At 71.9% G+C, this 18,829-nt stretch carries 13 protein-coding genes; 6 read left to right on the top strand and 7 right to left on the bottom strand.

Going from position 1 to position 18,829, the window contains the following annotated elements; genetic code table 11:
* Positions 1-174: 174 nt before the first annotated feature.
* Entirely contained in the window at positions 175-1,290 is a 1,116-nt protein-coding gene (locus ABD343_RS06515) for a LysR family transcriptional regulator (RefSeq protein ID WP_344524991.1), read from the top strand.
* Between the two features lie 28 nt (positions 1,291-1,318).
* On the opposite strand, the gene ABD343_RS06510 is transcribed toward ABD343_RS06515, so the two are convergent.
* From ABD343_RS06510 to ABD343_RS06480, 7 genes are all read right to left on the bottom strand, one after another.
* Positions 1,319-1,996, bottom strand: coding sequence for a LutC/YkgG family protein (locus ABD343_RS06510; RefSeq protein WP_344524989.1), 678 nt, complete (start codon positions 1,994-1,996; stop codon positions 1,319-1,321).
* Positions 1,993-3,480, bottom strand: coding sequence for a LutB/LldF family L-lactate oxidation iron-sulfur protein (locus ABD343_RS06505; RefSeq protein ID WP_344525580.1), 1,488 nt, complete (start codon positions 3,478-3,480; stop codon positions 1,993-1,995). The genes ABD343_RS06510 and ABD343_RS06505 overlap by 4 nt, the downstream gene beginning before the upstream one ends.
* A gap of 35 nt (positions 3,481-3,515) precedes the next feature.
* Positions 3,516-4,268, bottom strand: a complete 753-nt coding sequence (locus ABD343_RS06500) for a (Fe-S)-binding protein (protein WP_344524987.1) — start codon at positions 4,266-4,268, stop codon at positions 3,516-3,518.
* Complete coding sequence (locus ABD343_RS06495) at positions 4,259-5,755, bottom strand: rhamnulokinase (protein ID WP_344524985.1); 1,497 nt, start codon at positions 5,753-5,755, stop codon at positions 4,259-4,261. Before ABD343_RS06495 ends, ABD343_RS06500 begins: the two co-directional genes overlap by 10 nt.
* Positions 5,756-5,928: 173 nt before the next feature.
* Positions 5,929-8,007 (bottom strand): bifunctional aldolase/short-chain dehydrogenase, encoded by a 2,079-nt coding sequence (locus tag ABD343_RS06490; protein WP_344524983.1) that lies wholly within the window; start codon positions 8,005-8,007, stop codon positions 5,929-5,931.
* A 2-nt stretch (positions 8,008-8,009) separates the two neighbouring features.
* The gene (gene rhaI, locus ABD343_RS06485) at positions 8,010-9,182 is read right to left on the bottom strand and encodes an L-rhamnose isomerase (RefSeq protein ID WP_344524981.1); all 1,173 of its coding nucleotides are present in this window, start codon (positions 9,180-9,182) and stop codon (positions 8,010-8,012) included.
* Positions 9,183-9,400: 218 nt separating this feature from the next.
* On the bottom strand, positions 9,401-12,667 hold the full coding sequence (locus ABD343_RS06480) for a family 78 glycoside hydrolase catalytic domain (protein WP_344524979.1): 3,267 nt from the start codon (positions 12,665-12,667) through the stop codon (positions 9,401-9,403).
* Positions 12,668-12,894: 227 nt separating this feature from the next.
* Here ABD343_RS06480 and ABD343_RS06475 point away from each other — a divergent pair, with 227 nt between their 5' ends.
* The 5 genes from ABD343_RS06475 to ABD343_RS06455 all read left to right on the top strand — a co-directional run bounded on the left by ABD343_RS06475 (position 12,895) and on the right by ABD343_RS06455 (position 18,769).
* The gene (locus ABD343_RS06475; RefSeq protein ID WP_344524977.1) at positions 12,895-14,430 is read left to right on the top strand and encodes a sugar ABC transporter ATP-binding protein; all 1,536 of its coding nucleotides are present in this window, start codon (positions 12,895-12,897) and stop codon (positions 14,428-14,430) included.
* Entirely contained in the window at positions 14,427-15,476 is a 1,050-nt protein-coding gene (locus tag ABD343_RS06470; RefSeq protein WP_425578106.1) for an ABC transporter permease, read from the top strand. Before ABD343_RS06475 ends, ABD343_RS06470 begins: the two co-directional genes overlap by 4 nt.
* A complete protein-coding gene (locus ABD343_RS06465; RefSeq protein ID WP_344524975.1) occupies positions 15,473-16,489 on the top strand; it encodes an ABC transporter permease in 1,017 nt (338 codons plus the stop codon). The genes ABD343_RS06470 and ABD343_RS06465 overlap by 4 nt, the downstream gene beginning before the upstream one ends.
* 123 nt (positions 16,490-16,612) lie before the next feature.
* On the top strand, positions 16,613-17,692 hold the full coding sequence (gene rhaS / locus ABD343_RS06460) for a rhamnose ABC transporter substrate-binding protein (protein WP_344524973.1): 1,080 nt from the start codon (positions 16,613-16,615) through the stop codon (positions 17,690-17,692).
* Positions 17,693-17,731: 39 nt separating this feature from the next.
* Positions 17,732-18,769, top strand: coding sequence for a LacI family DNA-binding transcriptional regulator (locus tag ABD343_RS06455; RefSeq protein WP_344524971.1), 1,038 nt, complete (start codon positions 17,732-17,734; stop codon positions 18,767-18,769).
* Positions 18,770-18,829: the final 60 nt, after the last annotated feature.

The following is an 18,829-nucleotide window of genomic DNA, read 5'->3' as shown; positions in this document are numbered from 1 at the left end:
CCTGGAAGAAATCTGTAGAACATTCCCAGTGAACGCGCGGACAGCGTACGGGAGTTAGGCTGCGGGGCCCCGGCACACCAAGGAGACAGAGAGTGAGATGGGCCTATGCCCGTGCCCCGCACGATTCAGGAACCCGTAGGTGCCCTATACCCCGCGGGACTGCTTGACACCACCATGGACCAGTTGCGCACACTGCTCGCCGTGCACGAGGAGGGAACGGCGCTCGCCGCCGCTCGTCTTCTCGGACGCGAACAGTCCAGTGTGCAGAAGCAACTGGACACGATGAACCGTAATCTGGGAGAGCACTGCGGCGAGCCGCTCCTGCACAAGCGGGGGAGAGGCGAGCGCGTGATGTTCACGGCCACGGGCGAGGCGCTCGCCCGGCTCGCCCGGAACACGCTCGGCGAGTGGCGTGCCGAACTGGACGCCGCGCGGCTGCGCAGCGGCCGTACGCTCGCCGTCGGCTCCACGCGCTACACGCTGGGCTATCTGCTGGACGCGGTGGAACAGGTCAGGGACCGTTTAACGCAGGAGAGCGTGCAGCTCCGCATGGAACACGTCCGCACCAGAAGCCTGCTGAGCAAGCTCAGATCGCGTGAACTCGATCTGGTCTGCGGAAGCGTGCTCACCTCGGCAGTCGCGGGGGCTGCCGGGGACGCGCGCTTCGAGGGCGTCGAGGTGATGGAGTGGCGCCGCAGTGGATTGGCCCTGGTGACCAACGCCGCCGAGAGCGAGCTGCCCGACATGCCGGTCAGCGTGCGCGCGCTGGCGTCGATGCCGCTGGTCGTCTCGGCCGACGGCATCATCCCGGACGCGCTGCGGGGCTGGTTCGGCCCCGACTTCCGGCGGCGGATGTGGCTCGCGGCCGAGATCGACACGGCGCACTACGGGTTCGAGCTGCTGGCCTCCGGGGTGCTCCGCGCGAGCATGCTGGTGACCCAGGGGCTCGGCGAAGCCGTCGCCGAAGGGCTCCTGCCGGAGGCGAGAGGGCTTCGCACGCTCCGGCTGCTGGAGGACCTCGGGCCGCCGCAGCGCGTCCTCGTAGGGGCCTTCAGGCGCCGTGGCGAGCCCGAGACGCGGGACCCCGGCCACCCGGCCAGCATGCTGTGGAACGCGCTCGCGCGGCGGAATGCCGAGTCGCGCGACGAACGTCCGCACGGCCCGGCCAGGGACGGCCGGGGGAGCGGCGGACGCCCGGACGGCGCGACGGGCACGCTCGCGCCCGCCGCCGGGCGGCGTATCACCAGGACGGCATCCCCCGCGCGGGCGGCGAGTTTCGCCCCCCGCTAGCCGTCGTCAGCCGCCGGTCCAGCCGTCGTCAGTCGTCGGACGGCACGCCGGGTCCGGCCGCCACGGCCGGCCCGGCGAGGACGACGTCGAGGGCGCGCGGACCGTGCACGCCCTCGACGCGGTCGAGTTCGATGTCGCTCGTCGCGGACGGGCCCGAGATCCAGGTCTGGGGCCTGCCCGGGTCGAGCCGTTCGAGCGCCTCCGGGACGGACGCGACCACCTGGTCGGGCACCCGCACCACGCACACATGGTGGTCGGGCACAAGCGTGATACGGCGCCGTCCCTGGTCCGGCGACGCGTCGAGGACGAGGGTGCCGGTCTCCGCGACGGCGACCGCGCACCCCGTCACCACGCTGTCCACCGCGTCCAGATCACGCGCGGTCAGACCGGGGTCGTCCTCGATGCGGTCGATCCCCTCCGGCAGCCAGCCGCCGGGCAGCCCGGGCGGCGCGACCACGCTCCGGGCTCCGCGCGCGGACAGCAGCTCCGCGACCTTCGCGGCCACGCCGTCACCGTCGCAGTGGTGCACCCGGGCCCGGTAGTCCGCCAGATGGACGGCAAGGAGCCGTACCGTCTCCTCGGGCGTACGGGCACCGTGTACTCGCAGATAGTCCCGCGCGACCGGCACCTCGTCGGGACGCTCCTCGCGCGGTACGTCCGCCAGGGCGCGCCGGACGCGCCCGAGGACGAGGTCCCGCTGGCTCATCTTCCGCCTCCCTCAAGGCCGTCACGGCCGTCACGGCCCTCGGTTCCGCCACGCGTACGGCGCCACCAGTCCCGGAACGGCTCCGGCGGCAGCTCCGGGATGTCCCTGGTCTCCGTCCACGCGCTGCCGGGGCCGGGCAGCCGCCGGGGCACGAGACGGCGCGCGCGTGAGGCCAGCCGCTCGCCCGTACGGAGCGCCGCGGGATGGCCGAAGGTCCAGGAAGCGGCGCGTACGGCCGCGCGTTCGGCCGCGTGGCCCCGTGCGGGTCTCAGCACGACCCGTTCGCCCCGTACGGTCGCGGGCCCGCCCTCCACGACCCGTTCGCGCAGGCGCACCAGGATTTCCGGAATGTCGATGGCCACGGGGCACACCTCGTAGCAGGCGCCGCACAGGGACGACGCGTAGGGCAGTGAGGCGTCCAGCTCGCTCGCCATCCCGTCGAGCTGCGGCGTGAGGATGGCACCGATCGGTCCCGGATAGGGCGAGCCGTAGGCGTGCCCGCCCGCGCGCTCGTAGACGGGACAGACGTTCAGGCAGGCGGAGCAGCGGATGCAGCGCAGTGCCTGGCGGCCGACCTGGTCGGCGAGCGTGTCCGTACGGCCGTTGTCGAGCAGCACCAGGTGGAAGTGGCGCGGCCCGTCCTCGTCCGTTGTGCCCGTCCAGGTGGAGGTGTACGGGTTCATCCGCTCGGCCGTGGAGGAACGGGGCAGCAGTTGGAGGAAGACTTCCAGGTCCTGCCAGGAGGGCACGACCTTCTCGATGCCGACGACCGAGATCAGCGTCTCCGGAAGAGTGAGGCACATCCGGCCGTTGCCCTCGGACTCGACCACCACCAGGGTGCCCGTCTCGGCGACCATGAAGTTCGCGCCGGAGACGCCGACCTTGGCACGCAGGAACTTCTCGCGCAGATGCAGCCGCGCCGCCTCCGCCAGCTCCGCCGGACTGTCCGACAGATTGTCAGGGGCCGGACGCCCCCAGCGGCCCATCCGCTCGCGGAAGATCTCGCGGATCTGCTCCCTGTTGCGGTGGATGGCCGGAACGAGGATGTGCGAGGGATGGTCGTCCCCGAGCTGCACGATCAGCTCGGCCAGATCGGTCTCGTAGGCGGAGATCCCGGCGCTCTCCAGCGCCTCGTTGAGCCCGATCTCCTGCGTCGCCATCGACTTGACCTTGACGACCTCCGTCTCGCCGGTCTCGCGCACGAGGGCCGTGACGATACGGTTCGCCTCCGCCGCGTCGGCCGCCCAGTGCACCGTGCCGCCCGCCGCGGTGACGGCCTCCTCCACCTGCTCCAGGTAGTGGTCGAGATGGCGCAGAGTACGGTCCTTGATCTGCGCGCCCGCCGCGCGCAGTGCCGCCCAGTCGCCCAGTTCGGCGACGGCGGCGGCGCGCTTGTCCCGGATGGTGTGGGTGGCGTGCCGCAGGTTCCGGCGCAACTGGCCGTCCTGGGTGGACACCTCGGCCGCCTGCGGGAAGGGCGGCATCCCCAGATAGGTCACTCCGCCCCGAGCGTCACCGGTCACAGGGGCGCCTCCTCCGTGCTCGCCAGGATCTCCGCCAGGTGCACCGGCTCCACGCGGGAGCCCTGACGGGACAGCGTGCCCCCGATGTGCATCAGACAGGAGTTGTCGACCGTGCAGACCGCGTCCGCGCCGGACTCCTCGATGTGCCGCGCCTTGTCGGCGCCCATGGCGGCCGAGACCGCCGCGTTCTTGAGGGCGAAGGTGCCGCCGAATCCGCAGCACTCCTCGGCCCCCTCCAGCTCCCGCAGCTCCAGCCCTTTGACGTGCTCCAGCAGCTTCCGGGGACGGTCGCCCAGGCCGAGCATCCGCAGCCCGTGGCACGTCGGGTGGTAGGTCACCGTGTGCGGGTAGTAGGCGCCGACGTCGGTCACGCCGAGGACGTCCACGAGGAACTCGGACAGCTCGTACGTACGGGGCACGGTCTCCTCCGCCGCCCGGGCGAGCGTGCCGCCCCTGCCCTCCGCCTCGGCACGCGCGCCGATCCGGGGGTAGTTGTCCCGCACCATCGCGGCGCACGAGCCGGAGGGGACCACGATGTGGTCGTAGCCCCGGAACGCCTCCGCGTAGCGGTGCACCAGCGGCTCCGTGGCGTGCCGGTAGCCGGTGTTGAACTGGGGCTGCCCGCAGCACGTCTGGGCCTGCGGGAAGTCCACCTCCACACCCAGCCGCTCCAGCAGCGCCACCACGGCACGGCCCGTGCGGGGATAGAGCGAGTCGTTGACGCAGGTGACGAAGAGCGCTACGCGCACGCCGCCTCCTTCCCGTGCTCGTGGACGCGCGCGGCGGCCCGCGCCCAGGATGCTTGATCACCCGTCGGCTCATAGTGCCGCAGCTCCAGACTGTCGCGCAGCAGGGCACGCAGCTCGGGGAGCCCGCCGGAGACGGCGCCCGCCGTACGGGCCTGCACCAGCACGTTGCCGTACGCCGCGGCCTCCGCCGGCCCCGCGACCACCGGGAGCCCGCAGGCGTCCGCCGTGAGCCGGCACAGCAGCGCGTTGCGCGCCCCGCCGCCCACGACATGCACGGTGTGCACCTCCCGGCCCGACAGCCGCGCCGCGTCCGCGAGGACCGAGCGGTGGGCCAGTGCCAGGGAGTCCAGGACGCAGCGGGTGGTCTCCGCCGGGTCCCGCGGCTCGGGCTGCCCGGTGCGGCGGCAGGCGGCGGCGATACGGTCCGGCATCCCGCCCGGCGCGAGGAACTCCGGGGCGCCCGCGTCCACCACCGAGCGCAGCCCCGGGAGCTTCCCCGCGCGCTCCAGGAGCGGTCCGAGCTCCTGGGGGTCGCCCTGGGCCTCCCAGGCCCGCAGGCACTCCTGGAGCAGCCACAGGCCCATGAGATTGCGCAGATAGCGCACCGTGCCGTCCACGCCCAGCTCGTTGGTGAAGTTGGCCAGCCGGCTCTCCTCGCTCAGCACGGGCGCGTCCAGCTCCACGCCCGCCAGCGACCAGGTGCCGGTACAGATGTACGCGAAGCCCTCGCGCCCGGCGGGGACCCCCGCGACCGCCGAGGCCGTGTCGTGCGCGCCCACGGCCGTCACGGGGACGGGGCCGTCCAGCCCGGTCTCCTCCAGCACCTCGGGCAGCAGGGTGCCCGCCGGGTCCCCGGGCCGCCGCATCGGCGCGAAGAGCGACATGTCGATTCCCAGCGCCTCCGCGACGGGACGCGACCAGGTGCCGTCGCGCGGGTCGACGAGCTGGGTGGTGGACGCGATCGTCAGCTCGGTTCCCTCCACCCCGGTCAGCCAGTACGAGATCAGGTCGGGCGTCAGCAGCAGCCTGCGGGCCGTCTCCAACTGGTGCGTCCCCCGGGCGGCGGTCAACTGGTAGAGCGTGTTGATGGCGATCCTCTGGAGCCCGGTCAGCCCGTACAGCTCCCGTGCCGGGAGGGCCCTCTCGATCTCGGCGTCCATCCCGTCCGTACGGGAGTCCCGGTAGTGCACCGGGTTGCCGAGCAGCACGCCGTCCGCGTCGAGCAGACCGTAGTCCACGCCCCAGGAGTCGATGCCCACGGAGGTGAGGGGCCCCGCCTTCGCGCCCGCCGCGCGCAGCCCGTCCAGGACGCCCCGGTAGAGGCCGAGGATGTCCCAGTGCAGCGTTCCGCGCGTCCGTACGGGGCGGTTGGCGAAACGGTGGGCCTCCTCCAGGACGATCCGCCCGTCGACGGGACGGCCCGCGATGACCCGACCACTGGACGCACCCAGATCGACGGCGGCGAAGACGGAGGAGGAGCGGGACACGGACGGAGGGCCGGACGGGCGGGCGGACGAAGGGGACGACGGGGAGGACGGGGGAGACGGCACGGAGGACCTCACGCTCGGACAGGACGTACGGATGGACCGGTGGCGGGCGCGCCCCCACGGCTCGGCCCGCCACCGGAGACGGTGGGACGGTGCGTCGGCGGTGTGCCGGTTCAGCGGAGGAAGGCCGCCGCGACGCCCGCGTCCACGGGGATGTGCAGCCCCGTCGTATGGCTGAGGTCGCCGCCGGTCAGCGCGAAGACCGCATTGGCCACATGCTCCGGCAGTACCTCGCGCTTGAGAAGGGTCCGTTGCGCGTAGAACTCGCCGAGTTTCTCTTCCGGCACCCCGTACACCGCGGCGCGCCGGGCGCCCCAGCCACCCGCGAAGATGCCCGAACCGCGCACCACGCCGTCGGGGTTGACCCCGTTGACGCGGATGCCGTGCTCGCCGAGTTCGGCCGCCAGGAGACGCACCTGGTGGGCCTGGTCGGCCTTCGCGGCGCCGTAGGCGATGTTGTTGGGGCCCGCGAAGACGCCGTTCTTGGAGGAGATGTAGACCAGGTCGCCGCCCATGCCCTGCGCGGTCATCACCCGGGCCGCCTCCCGGGAGACCAGGAACGAGCCGCGGGCCATGATGGAGTGCTGCCTGTCCCAGTCCTCCGCGGTGGTCTCCGCGAGGGGCTTGGAGACCGAGATGCCCGCGTTGTTGACGACCAGGTCGATGCCGCCGAAGGCCCGTACGGCCTCGTCGAAGGCGGCGGCGATCTGGCCCTCAGCGGTGACGTCCACGGTGACCGGAACGGCCGTGTCCGGGCCGCCCAGCTCGTCGGCGACCTTCCGCGCGCCGTCCGCGTCGCGGTCGGCCACCACCACGCAGGCGCCCTCCGCCGCCAGGCGGTGCGCGATGGCCCGTCCGATGCCGGAGCCCGCGCCGGTCACCAGCGCGACCCGGGAGGCCAGCGGCCTGGGCGGGGGCATCCGCCGCAGCTTGGCCTCCTCCAGCGCCCAGTATTCGATGCGGAACTTCTCGGACTCCTCGATGGGCGCGTACGAGGAGACGGCCTCGGCGCCCCGCATCACGTTGAGCGCGTTGCGGTAGAACTCGCCCGCCACGCGCGCGGTCTGCTTGTCCTTGCCGAAGCTGAACATGCCGACACCGGGGACGAGCACGATCGCCGGATCGGCACCGCGCAGGGGTGGCGAGTCCGGGGTGGCGTGCCGCTCGTAGTAGGCCCGGTACTCCGCGCGGTACTCCTCGTGCAGTTCCCGCAGCCGGACGGTCATCTCCTCCAGGGACGCCGTCGCGGGCAGATCGAGCACCAGGGGACGCACCTTGGTGCGCAGGAAGTGGTCCGGGCAGGACGTGCCGAGCGCCGCCAGCCTGCGGTGCTCCGTGCGGGAGAGGAAGTCGAGGACCGCCTCGCCGTCGTCGTAGTGCCCCACCTGTGCCCTGTCGCGGGAGGCGAGCCCCCGCACGACGGGGGCGAGCGCCGCGGCGCGAGCCCGGCGCTCCTCCTCCGGCAGCGCCTCGTACCCGTCTAGGACGGTACCGAACGGTTCCGTTCTGCCGCGCTCTTCGAGGAAGCGCTCAGCGGTGCGGATGATGTGCAGCGAGTTCTCTTCGCACTCCTCGCTCGTACGGCCCCACGCGGTGATGCCGTGGCCGCCCAGCACGCAGCCGATGGCCTCGGGGTGCGCCTCGTGGAGCGCGGCGATGTCCAGGCCGAGCTGGAAGCCGGGCCGCCGCCAGGGCACCCACAGCACGGTCCCGCCGAAGCACTCGCGGGTCAGGTCCTCGCCGTCCGCCGCGCAGGCCAGCGCGATGCCCGAGTCCGGGTGCAGATGGTCCACGTGCGGGGCGTCCACCAGGCCGTGCATGGCCGTGTCGATGGACGGGGCCGCGCCGCCCTTGCCGTGCAGGCAGTAGTCGAACGCGGCGACCATCTCGTCCTCCCGCTCCACGCCCGGATAGACGCCCGTGAGGGCGCGCAGCCGGTCGAGGCGGAGGGCGGCGAGTCCGCCCGCCGTGAGCGTGCCCAGATCACCGCCCGAACCCTTCACCCACATCAGCTCGACGTCGCCGGCCGTGACGGGATCGGTGGCCGTGCCCTTCGCCGAGGCGTTGCCCCCGGCGTAGTTGGTGTTGCGCGGGTCGGCCCCCAGCCGGTGCGAGCGCGCCAGCAGCGCCTCGACCTCGGGGCGTGCCGCCGTCTCCCCGGGCGTGGCCCCGGAGCGCTGTTCCGCCGCCATCGTCACGCCCCCCAGCCCGCCTGCTCGCCGCCGACGCGCTCGGCGGCGATCCGCTCCGCCCAGCCGGACGCCGCGTAGGCCGCCAGCGGATCGCGGTCGGCGCCCAGCTCCTCCCGTACGTCCGCGACGAGCGGCCGTACGTCCGTCTGGAAGGCGTCCATGAGGATGCCGTTGGCGCCCAGGACGTCGCCCGCGCGCTGCGCGGCCGCCAGGGCCTCGCGGTCGACGAGGAGCGCCTTGGCGGTGGCCTCCTGGACGTTCATGACCGACCGGATCACCGCCGGGACCTTGGGCTCGATGTTGTGGCACTGGTCGAGCATGAACGCGATGCCCGCGTCCGGCTCCAGACCGCCGCCCGCCCGGACCTCGTACATGATCCGGAAGAGCTGGAACGGGTCGGCGGCGCCTGCCATCAGGTCGTCGTCCGCGTAGAAGCGCGAGTTGAGGTCGAAGGCGCCGAGCTTCCCCTCGCGCAGCAGGAACGCCACGATGAACTCGATGTTCGTGCCCGGCGCGTGGTGCCCCGTGTCGACGCACACCTTCGCCCGCTCGCCGAGCTTGAGACAGTGCGCGTACGAGGTGCCCCAGTCCGGCACGTCCGTGGCGTAGAAGGCGGGCTCGAACAGCTTGTACTCCAGGATCAGCCGCTGGTCGTCGCCCAGCCGCTCGTACACCGCCGACAGGGCCTCCTCCAGACGGTCCTGGCGGGCCCGGATGTCGTCCTGCCCGGGGTAGTTGGTGCCGTCGGAGAACCAGAGCTTCAGATCGCGCGAGCCCGTGGCGCCCATGATGGCGACGCACTCCATGAGGTGGTCCAGCGCCTTGCGCCGCACCGCGGGGTCGGGGTGGGTGACGGAGCCGAGCTTGTAGTCGTCCTCCTGGAAGACGTTGGCGTTCACGGCGCCCAGGGTCAGACCGCGCTCCCCGGCGTACGCCGCCAGCGCGGCGTAGTCGTCGACCCGGTCCCAGGGGATGTGCAGGGCGACGACGGGTGCCACACCCGTGTGCGCGTGCACCCGCGCGGCGTCGTCCAGCTTCTCCCAGGGGGCGCGCGGGACCCCCGGCTGCGCGAACACCTTGAAGCGCGTACCCGAGTTCGCGTACGCCCAGGACGGGGTCTCTATCCGCTGGGACGTGAGCGCGGACTTCACCGCCGCGAGTGCCTGCTCCGACATGCGTCTCCTCTGTGCTTTTTCCCTGCTGGGTGGTACGACCAATGGCAGAGGGTGAAACGATTCAACGAGCTGTCCGACGACGCTACGTGCGGCGTGATCGCACGTCAAGAGGAGCCCTCGGGAGCGCAGTTGGGGCGGCCGGGAGGCGGGTGGAACCAGCCACTCCGTGCGGCCGGTCCCTTCCCCGCTCCTTCCCGACCCGTCCCGCACCCGGTCCCTCACCCGCCGGTCGTGAAGCGGCGCCTTCCCGACCCGACGGAGAACACCGCGCACCCGTCCTCCATCCGCCGGAAGCCCGCCCCCGGCGCGTCCTTCAGGGACACGTCCGAGGCGCGCTCCGCCGGGACCCAGACCTCCGCCGTGGTGTTCACCGGGACGGTGACGTCCAGCGTGAAGCGCTCGCCGCCGCTGCCGCCCTCCAGCGACCATCCGGTGGCGACCGTCCCGTAGGGCGTCCGGTGGCGGCCGCTCGCGCGGCGCACACCGCCGCCGGGGCGCGGCCGTACGACGGTCTCGCGGAAGCCGGGACCGCCGGGCGCGATGCCCGCGATGTTCTCGTACATCCAGGAGCCGACCGATCCGTAGGCGTAGTGGTTGAACGAGTTCATGCCGACGTCCTGGAAGCTCCCGTCCGGCTTGATCGAGTCCCAGCGCTCCCACATCGTGGTCGCGCCCTTGTCGATCTGATAGCCCCAGGAGGGGAACGTCCGCTGACGCAGCAGCCGGTACGCCACGTCCGTATGACCCGCCGCCGTGAGTGCCGGAAGGAGCCGGGGCGTGCCGAGGAAGCCCGTCGACAGGTGCCAGTCCTTCGCCTTGACGAGCGCCACCAGCCGGTCGGCCGCGGCGCGGCGGAGCGCCGCAGTGGGCAGCAGGTCCATCGAGAGCGCCAGGACGTACGCGGTCTGTGTGTCGCCCTTGACCCGCCCGTCGCCGCTGACATAGGCCGTCTGGAACGCCTTCTTCACGCGCTCCAGCAGCTCCTCGTAGGGAGCGGCGTTCTCGCCGATCAGCCGCGCGGTGTCCGCGACCAGGTCCGTGGCGTGCGCGAAATACGCGGTGCCGATGACGTCCTTGGGCGTCTCGTCCTCGATGTTGAGCCAGTCCCCGTAGCCCTCGGCGGGGCGGAGCAGGCCGTCGCTGTGCTTCTCCAGATAGGCGATCCAGGCGCGCATGGCGTCCCAGTTCTCCTCCAGTACCCGTTCGTCCCCGTAGGCCCTGTGCAGGCTCCAGGGCACGGTCACTCCGGCGTCGCCCCAGCCGGCGACGCCCTTGCCGACGGGTCCGATGTACGGAGCCACGTCCGGGAACGCGCCCTCGTCGTTCCCCTCGTCCGGCTGCCCGTCGCGCAGGTCCTGGAGCCATTTGGTGAGGAAGCGGGCCGACTCCATGACGTATGCGGCCGTCGGGGCGAAGACGTTGATGTCGCCCGTCCAGCCGAGGCGTTCGTCGCGTGCGGGGGTGTCGGTCGGGACGGAGAGGAAGTTGCCGCGCTGACCCCAGGTGATGTTGCTGTGCAACTGGTTGAGCATCGGCACGTCCGTGGAGAACTCCATCGTGAACGGTGCGGCCGTATGCAGCACCCGCCCCGTGACCGCGTCCTTCTGCGGCCGTCCCGGATAGCCGCTCACCTCGACGTACCGGAAGCCGTGGAAGGTGAAGCGCGGCGTGTACGTCTCGGTGCCGCGCCCTCCGTGCAGGGTGTACGTGTCCACGGGCCGCGCCGTGCGCAGGTTGTCCACATAGAGCGCGCCGTCCTTGTCGAGCACCTCTCCGTGCCGGAGGGTGACGCGCTGTCCCTTCCTGCCGCCGGAAACCTTCAGCCGTACGGTGCCGACCATGTTCTGGCCCAGGTCGAAAAGGTGGGTCCCCGGCCGCACTTCGCGGACGGACACCGGTTCGAGCTCCTTCATCACGCGGGTCGGCGCGTCCGTCATGGCGACGATCTCCGGCATGTCGCCGGAGGGCGCCTCCACGGGCCGCCAGGAGCCGTCGTCGTACCCGGGAGCGTCCCAGCCGGGCGTCTCGGCGCGCGCGTCGTGGTCCTCGCCCATCATCAGGTCGGCGGCCATGAGCGGGCCCCTGGCCGCGCGCCAGCCCTCGTCGCTGACGACGCGTTCGGTACGGCCGTCCTCGTAGGTGACCTCCAACTGGGCCAGCAGGGCGGGGTGCTTCCCGTAGTGGTGCTGACCGAACCAGCCGATGTTCCCCGCGTACCAGCCGGGCGCCAGGGTCACCGCGAGCGCGTTGGCGCCACCCCTCACCGCGCGGGTCACGTCGTACGCCTGGTACGCCACACGGTGGGCGTAGTCCGTCCAGCCGGGCGTCAGCAGGTCCTCGCCGACCCGTTGGCCGTTCAGCCGCGCTTCGTACAGCCCGAGCGCGGTCGCGTACAGCCGGGCGCGGGCCACACGGCCGCGGGGGAGGCGGAACGAGCGGCGCATCTGGGACGGCGTCTGCTGGGCGAGCACCTTGCCCCACGGGCCGTCGCCCCACGCGGCGACCGCGCGGGCCTGCTGCCAGCCGCTGTCGTCGTAGGCCGGGGCGCGCCAGGCGTCCCCCGGGGGCTCGCTGTCGGCGCAGCGCCAGCCGTCGTCGGCCGTCGTGAAGCGGGACGTGCCCCGCGCGGTCGTGACCTCCAGGACGGCGAGCAGTCCCGCCGCGCCCTGTTCGGCGTTGGAGGCCGCGACGGCGAGGACGTTGCCGCCCTCGCGCAGGTGCTCCGTGACGTCCAGGTGGACCGGGTGGCTCCAGGACTTCTGGATGGCCAGCCCCTCGCGTACGGCCACCTCCGCGCCGTTCACGTACGCCGTGAAGCCGTCGTCCGCGGCGAGCACCAGCCGGGCCCCGCGCACCCCGGTATCGGCCGTGAACGTGCCCCGGAACCAGCGCGTGGCGGCCGGGAGCTGCCCGGGGGAGCCCTCGGGGAACCAGACCCAGGAGGCGCCCTCCAGAGGCGGCGGGTCGACCAGCGCGGCGGGCGGCGCGATCCAGCGGGCCTTCCACTCGCCGTCCCCGGCGCTCCCGCCTTTCCCGGCGACGGTCAGTCCGGTCTCCCACCAGGTCGGTTCGCTCCACTCCGAGGCGTGTCCCTCGCCGTCCCAGACGCGGACGGACCAGTGGTAGCGCGTACGGGGACGGAGCGCGGGCCCTCCGTACGGGACGAGGACGGAACGGCCGGACTCCTTGCGGCCGCTGTCCCACACGTCGGGGGAGCCGAGGCGGTCCGGCGAGGTCGCGACCCGTATCCGGTAGGCCGTCTGCTTCCTGTCGTGACCGTCGGCGCCGAGCACCCAGCTCAGCCGGGGACGTGCCGCGTCCAGGCCGAGCGGGCGGTCGGCGTACTCGGTGGTGGTGCTCTCCACGCGCAGCCCGGCGGGGGCGGCGGAGGCCGCCGTACCCGGGAGCGAGGAGACTGCCGTGGCGGTCGTGGCCGCTGCGGCTGTCGTGGTGGCGGTGGCGAGTAAGTGGCGTCTGCTGATCACGTGCGCCTCCCGGACCGAGGTTGGAAAGAAATTGAAAACGATTCAGTTCGTGGGTCCAGGAAAGTAGAGGCGGTGGTTCCGCAGGGTCAAGAGGTCGGTAGAAAACGCCGGTTACCTGCGACGGACCCCCTTGACTGACCTCCGACATGTGACTAGCTTCCCGTCAACTATGTTGAAACATTTCATTTCTGAGCCACGGTCAGCCGCGTGACCAGGGGAGGAGCACGATGACCAGGCCCTCAACGGGCGATGGTTCCCCGCCGGTTCTCGCGCTGGAGGGGGTGAGCAAGTCCTTCGGCAGCGTCCGCGCCCTCCAGGGGGTGTCCCTGGAGCTGCACGCCGGGGAGGCGCACGCCTTGGCGGGGGAGAACGGTGCGGGCAAGTCCACCCTGATCAAGACCCTCGCCGGCGTCCACCGGCCGGACGCGGGCACCGTCCTGCTCGACGGCAGACCCGCGGTCTTCCACGGTCCGGCGGACGCGCGGGACGCGGGCATCGCCGTGATCTACCAGGAGCCCACCCTCTTCTCCGACCTCTCCATCGCCGAGAACATCTTCATGGGCCGCCAGCCCCGCCGCACCCTCGGCCGCATCGACCACGCGGCCGTGCACGAGGCGACGGCGAAGCTGATGGGCCGCCTCGGCGTCGACCTCGACCCGTCGCGCCCCGCCCGGGGGCTCTCCATCGCCGACCAGCAGATCGTCGAGATCGCCAAGGCGCTCTCCTTCGACGCGCGGGTGCTCATCATGGACGAGCCCACCGCCGCGCTCACCGGCAGCGAGACCGCGCGGCTCTTCTCCGTCGTGGAGGCACTGCGCGCCGAGGGCGCCGCCGTGCTCTTCATCTCCCACCGGCTCGCCGAGATCTTCGAGCTGTGCCAGCGCGTCACCACCCTGCGCGACGGCAAGCTCGTCGCCTCCGAGACGCTGGACGGGCTCACCGAGGACGACCTCGTCCGCCGCATGGTCGGCCGCGACCTGGGCGAGCTGTACCCCAAGCAGGACGCGCGTACGGGGGAGAAGGCCCTCACCGTGCGCCGCCTCACCCGCGAGGGTGTCTTCCGCGACGTGTCCTTCGAGGTGCGCAGGGGCGAGATCGTCGCCCTGGCCGGACTCGTCGGCGCCGGGCGCAGCGAGGTCGTCCAGGCGGTCTTCGGCGTGGACAGGCCCGACGCGGGCGAGGTCGAGGTCGACGGGAAGCCGCTGCGCCGCGGCTCGCCCACGGCCGCGATGGACGCCGGGCTCGCGCTCGTCCCCGAGGACCGGCGGCAGCGCGGCCTCGTCATGGAGGCGTCCATCGAGCGCAACATCGGCCTCACCGGGCTCGGGAAGCTCGGGCGCGGCGGCATGGTGCGGCGCACCCTGGAGCGCGCCCGCGCCTCCGACTGGTCCCTGAAGCTCCAGCTCAAGTACGACCGGCTCTCCGACACCGTCGGCGTCCTGTCGGGCGGCAACCAGCAGAAGGTCGTCCTCGCCAAATGGCTGGCCACCGAGCCCGCCGTGCTCATCGTCGACGAGCCCACACGCGGCATCGACGTCGGTACCAAGGCCGAGGTGCACCGGCTGCTCTCCTCCCTGGCCGCCGACGGGCTCGCGGTACTGATGGTCTCCTCCGACCTGCCCGAGGTCCTCGGCATGGCCGACCGCGTCCTCGTGATGCACGAGGGACGCCTCGTCGCCGAAATACCCCGGGACGAGGCTACTGAGGAGAGCGTGATGGCCGCGGCCACCGGACGGGGCCGCGGAGAGGGGGAGGCCGCGTGAGCGCCACCCTCGAACCACTGGACCAGCGGCCCGGGACGCAGAGCGAGGACAAGGGACGCGGCGGACGTTCGCTCGCCGAAACCGTCTCCCGCGTCCGCGAGTTCAGCATCGGCGGCGCGCTCGTCCTGCTGATCCTCGCGACCTGGCTGACCAACCCGTCCTTCCTCGACGACCAGGGCATCAAGGACCTCCTGCTCAACTCGTCCATCCTCGTTCTGCTCGCCACCGGACAGTCCGTCGTCGTCCTCACCCGGAACATCGACCTGTCCGTCGGCTCCGTCGTCGGCCTCACCGCCTTCGCCTGCGGCAGCTTCGCCTCGGGCAGCGACCACAGCGCGTTCACCGTCGTTCTGATCGGCATCGCGCTCGGCGCCTGCTGCGGCCTGGTCAGCGGCGCTCTGGTCAGCTTCGGCCGGGTGCCCGCGCTCGTGGTCACCCTCGGCATGCTCTACGTCATCCAGGGCGTCGACCACGCCTGGGCGCACGGCGACCAGATCAACGCCACCAACGTGCCCGACGGTGTCCTCGACCTCGGCTCCGGCGCGATCCTGGGCATCCCGTACCTGCCGATCATCTCGGCCGTCGTGCTCGCCGGGACCGCGTACTTCCTGCGGACGTACCGCAGCGGCCGCGAGCTGTACGCCATCGGCTCCAACCCCGAGGCCGCGCGCCTCGCGGGCATCCCTATCCGGCGCCGGGTGCTCGCCGCGTACGCCTTCTCCGGCGGCGTCGCGGGCTTCGCCGGGGCGCTGTGGCTCGCCCGCTTCGGCACGGTCGTCGCGGACGCGGCCAACGGCTGGGAACTGACCGTCGTCAGCGCCGTCGTCGTCGGCGGCATCGCCATCACCGGCGGCGTCGGGACCGTCTGGGGCGCGGCGCTCGGCGCGCTGCTGCTCACCACGATGGGCAGCGCCCTCGTCGTCCTCAAGGTCAACCCCTTCTGGGAGCAGGCCATCACGGGCGCGCTGCTGCTCGTCGCCATCAGCACCGACCGCGTCGTGCGCAGCCGCACCACCCAGGCGCTCAGGAAGAGGAGAAGAGAGTGACCGCACCAGCCACCCCCGAACTCAAGGCGGAGCGGCCCGGCTTCGGCCGGTTCCTGCGCTGGGACACGGTGGTCGGCGTGCTCCTCGTCGCCGCCTTCCTCGCCGGTACGGGCACGACCGAGGGCTTCTCCGACTCCGCGAACCTCTCGGCCGCGCTCAACGACACCGCCGAGATCGCCCTGCTCGCCCTCCCGATGACGCTCCTCGTCGTCGCGGGCCAGGTCGACCTCTCCGTCGCCTCCATGCTCGGCCTCTCCAGCGCCCTCGCGGGCTCGCTGTGGGACGCGGGCTGGACGTTCGAGATGATCCTGCCCGTCTGCCTGGTCGTAGGCGTCCTCGGCGGGCTGCTGAACGGCTGGCTCGTCACCCGTGTCGGGCTGCCCTCCCTGGCCGTCACCATCGGCACGCTCACCCTCTACCGGGGCCTCGCCTCCGTCGTCCTCGGCAACAAGGCCGTCGCCGACTTCCCCGAGACCTACGCGCAGTGGGCGGGCAACACCGAGACGGTGCCGGGCACCTTCGTGCCGTACCCGATCGCGCTGTTCGGCGTCCTCGCCGTCGCCGCGGCGGTCGTGCTGCACTGCACCGGTTTCGGACGGTCCCTCTTCGCGATCGGCGCGCAGGAGGACGCCGCGTACTTCGCGGGCGTACGGGTCAAGCGGATCAAGCTGATCCTCTTCGCCTTCAGCGGCTTCATGGCGTCGTTCGCCGGGATCGTCTACACCCTGCGCTACGGCAGCGCCCGCGCCGACAACGGGCTCGGGCTCGAACTGACCGTCGTCGCCTCGGTGCTGCTCGGCGGCGTCGACTTCGACGGCGGCAAGGGCACGCTGGGCGGCGCCGTCGCGGGCGTCCTGCTCATCGGCGTCCTGAACAACCTGCTCACCCTCAACGACGTGTCCCACGAGATCCAGGTCATCGTCACCGGGGTGCTGCTCATCGTCTCCGTGCTCACCCCCCGGGTGATCGCCCTGGTCACGGCCCGCAGACAACGGCGGCTGGCCGCGACCTGACGGACTCCGCACACGCGCAGACGTACGGCCTGCGCACACGCGCAGACGTACGGGCTCCGCACACGCGCGGACGTGCGCCGCACGTCTGCCCCCATCCCCTGTCCACCCTCGAAAGGCAATTCCATGCGAGCGCACCACCGTTCCCGTCTCCTCGCCGCCACAGCCGCGGTCTGCGCGCTGTCCGTCGCACTGGCGGGCTGCTCGGGGACGACCAAGAAGGACTCGAAGGACGACGCGAAGGAGAAGGCCCAGAACGCGAAGGCCGACCCCGACGCGCCCCTCAAGAAGGGGCTCAAGATCGCCTTCCTGCCGAAGCAGATCAACAACCCCTACTTCACGGTCGTCGACAAGGCCGGGATCAAGGGCATCAAGGAGTTCGGCGGCAAGGGCAAGGAGGTCGGCCCCTCGGACCCCAAGGCGTCCTCCCAGGTCAGCTACATCAACACGCTGACCCAGCAGCGCCAGAACGCGATCCTGCTGGCCGCCAACGACCCCAACGCCGTCTGCGGGCCCCTCAAGCAGGCCATGAAGCAGGACGTCAAGGTCGTCTCGTTCGACTCCGACGCGGGCAAGGACTGCCGCCACGTCTTCGTCAACCAGGCGGGTTCCGACCGGCTCGCGCGCCAGATGGTCCAGGACCTCTCCCGGCAGATCGACGACAAGGGCGAGATCGCGATCCTCTCGGCGACGCAGAACGCGACGAACCAGAACACCTGGATCAAGATCATGAAGGACGAGCTGAAGAAGCCGCGTTACAAGGACGTGAAGCTCGTCAAGACCGCCTACGGGGACGACGACGACCAGAAGTCGTTCCAGGAGACCCAGGGTCTGCTCAAGGCGTACCCGAAGCTCAAGGGCATCATCTCGCCCACGACGGTCGGCGGGGCCGCGGCCGCCCGCTATGTCAGTGGCTCCAAGTACAAAGGAAAGGTCGTCCTCGGCGGGCTGGGCACGCCCAACCAGATGCGCAAGTTCGTCAAGGACGGAACGGTGAAGGAGTTCCTGCTCTGGGACGCCCAGCACCTCGGCTATCTTGCGGCGTACGCGGGCGCGGCACTGGCCTCGGGGCAGATCACCGGAAAGCAGGGTGAAACGTTCAAGGCGGGCAAGCTCGGGAAGTACAAGGTCGGCAAGGACGGCGAGGTCGTCCTCGGTCCGCCCACGGTCTTCACGAAGAAGAACATCGACAAGTACGACTTCTGATAACCGCTGGTCGAGCGGCGGAGGCGGAAGGGGCGGGGCGTGAGCCGGACGAGCCGGGCGGGCGGAACCGTGGGCATCAAGGAGGTCGCCCGCGCTGCCGGCGTCTCGGTCGGCACGGTCTCCAACGCCATCAACCGCCCCGAGATGGTGGCCGAGGAGACCCGCGTCCGCGTCCTCGCCGCCATCGACCAGCTCGGCTATGTGCGCAGCGAGTCCGCGCGCCATCTGCGCGCGGGCCGCAGCCGCATCATCGCGCTGCTCGTGATGGACATGGCCAACCCGTTCTTCGTGGACGTGGCCTCCGGCGCGGAGCGCGCCGCGCGGGACGCCGGGCTGGGCGTGATGCTCTGCAACAGCGCCCAGAGCACGGCGGAGGAGGCCGAGTACCTGTCCCTCTTCGCCGAGCAGCGGGTACGCGGCGTGCTGATCACCCCCGCCGACACCACGGGCCGCAACCTCGCGGCGTTCGAACGGCACGGCATCCCGTTCGTCTCCGTCGACCGGGTCGTGCCCAGCGCCCAGGGCTGCTCCGTCTCCGTCGACGACTACGAGGGCGCGGGCCTGGCCGTACGCCACCTGCTCGACAGGGGGCACCGCGACCTCGCCTACGTCAGCGGGCCGCTGCGGCTCAGCCAGTGCCAGGACCGGTACGACGGCGCGAGGGCCGTGCTGCGCGACTCCGGCTCGGACGCGCGGATGCGGCACGTCGAAGCCGAACGGATGGACGTGGCGGCCGGGCGCGACGCGGGCGCCCGGCTGCTGGGCATGTCGCCCCGGCCCACGGCCGTCTTCTGCGCGAACGACCTGATGGCCCTCGGCGTCCTCCAGGCCCTCTACGGCGCCGGGATCCGGGTCCCGGAGGAGGTCGCCCTTGTCGGCTACGACGACATCGAGTTCGCCGCGGCGGCCGCGGTGCCCCTCACCTCCGTACGGCAGCCCGCGTTCCGCATGGGCCATGCCGCCGCCGACCTGCTCATCGAGGAGACGGGCGACGAGGCGACGGCCCACGTCCACCAGCGGATCGTCCTCCAGCCGGAGCTGGTCGTCCGGGCGTCGAGCATGACGGGCCGGGCGTGAGGGGACTGTCCGGCGCCTGAGGGGCCGCCTGTCCGGCGTCCGGGGGGAGCCTCGTCTGCC

The sequence above is a fragment of the Streptomyces albiaxialis genome, from assembly GCF_039530985.1.
GTDB classification, from domain to species: Bacteria; Actinomycetota; Actinomycetes; order Streptomycetales; family Streptomycetaceae; genus Streptomyces; species Streptomyces albiaxialis.
This window is presented reverse-complemented; position numbering and strand designations above follow the sequence as displayed.

Excerpts from the sequence above, each read along its gene's own strand:
- ABD343_RS06515 (WP_344524991.1), top strand. The coding sequence starts at position 175 with ATGGACCAGTTGCGCACACTGCTCGCCGTGCACGAGGAGGGAACGGCG.
- ABD343_RS06510 (WP_344524989.1), bottom strand. The coding sequence starts at position 1,996 with ATGAGCCAGCGGGACCTCGTCCTCGGGCGCGTCCGGCGCGCCCTGGCG.
- ABD343_RS06505 (WP_344525580.1), bottom strand. The coding sequence starts at position 3,480 with ATGCCGCCCTTCCCGCAGGCGGCCGAGGTGTCCACCCAGGACGGCCAG.
- ABD343_RS06490 (WP_344524983.1), bottom strand. The coding sequence starts at position 8,007 with ATGGCGGCGGAACAGCGCTCCGGGGCCACGCCCGGGGAGACGGCGGCA.
- rhaI (WP_344524981.1), bottom strand. The coding sequence starts at position 9,182 with ATGTCGGAGCAGGCACTCGCGGCGGTGAAGTCCGCGCTCACGTCCCAG.
- ABD343_RS06475 (WP_344524977.1), top strand. The coding sequence starts at position 12,895 with ATGACCAGGCCCTCAACGGGCGATGGTTCCCCGCCGGTTCTCGCGCTG.
- rhaS (WP_344524973.1), top strand. The coding sequence starts at position 16,613 with ATGCGAGCGCACCACCGTTCCCGTCTCCTCGCCGCCACAGCCGCGGTC.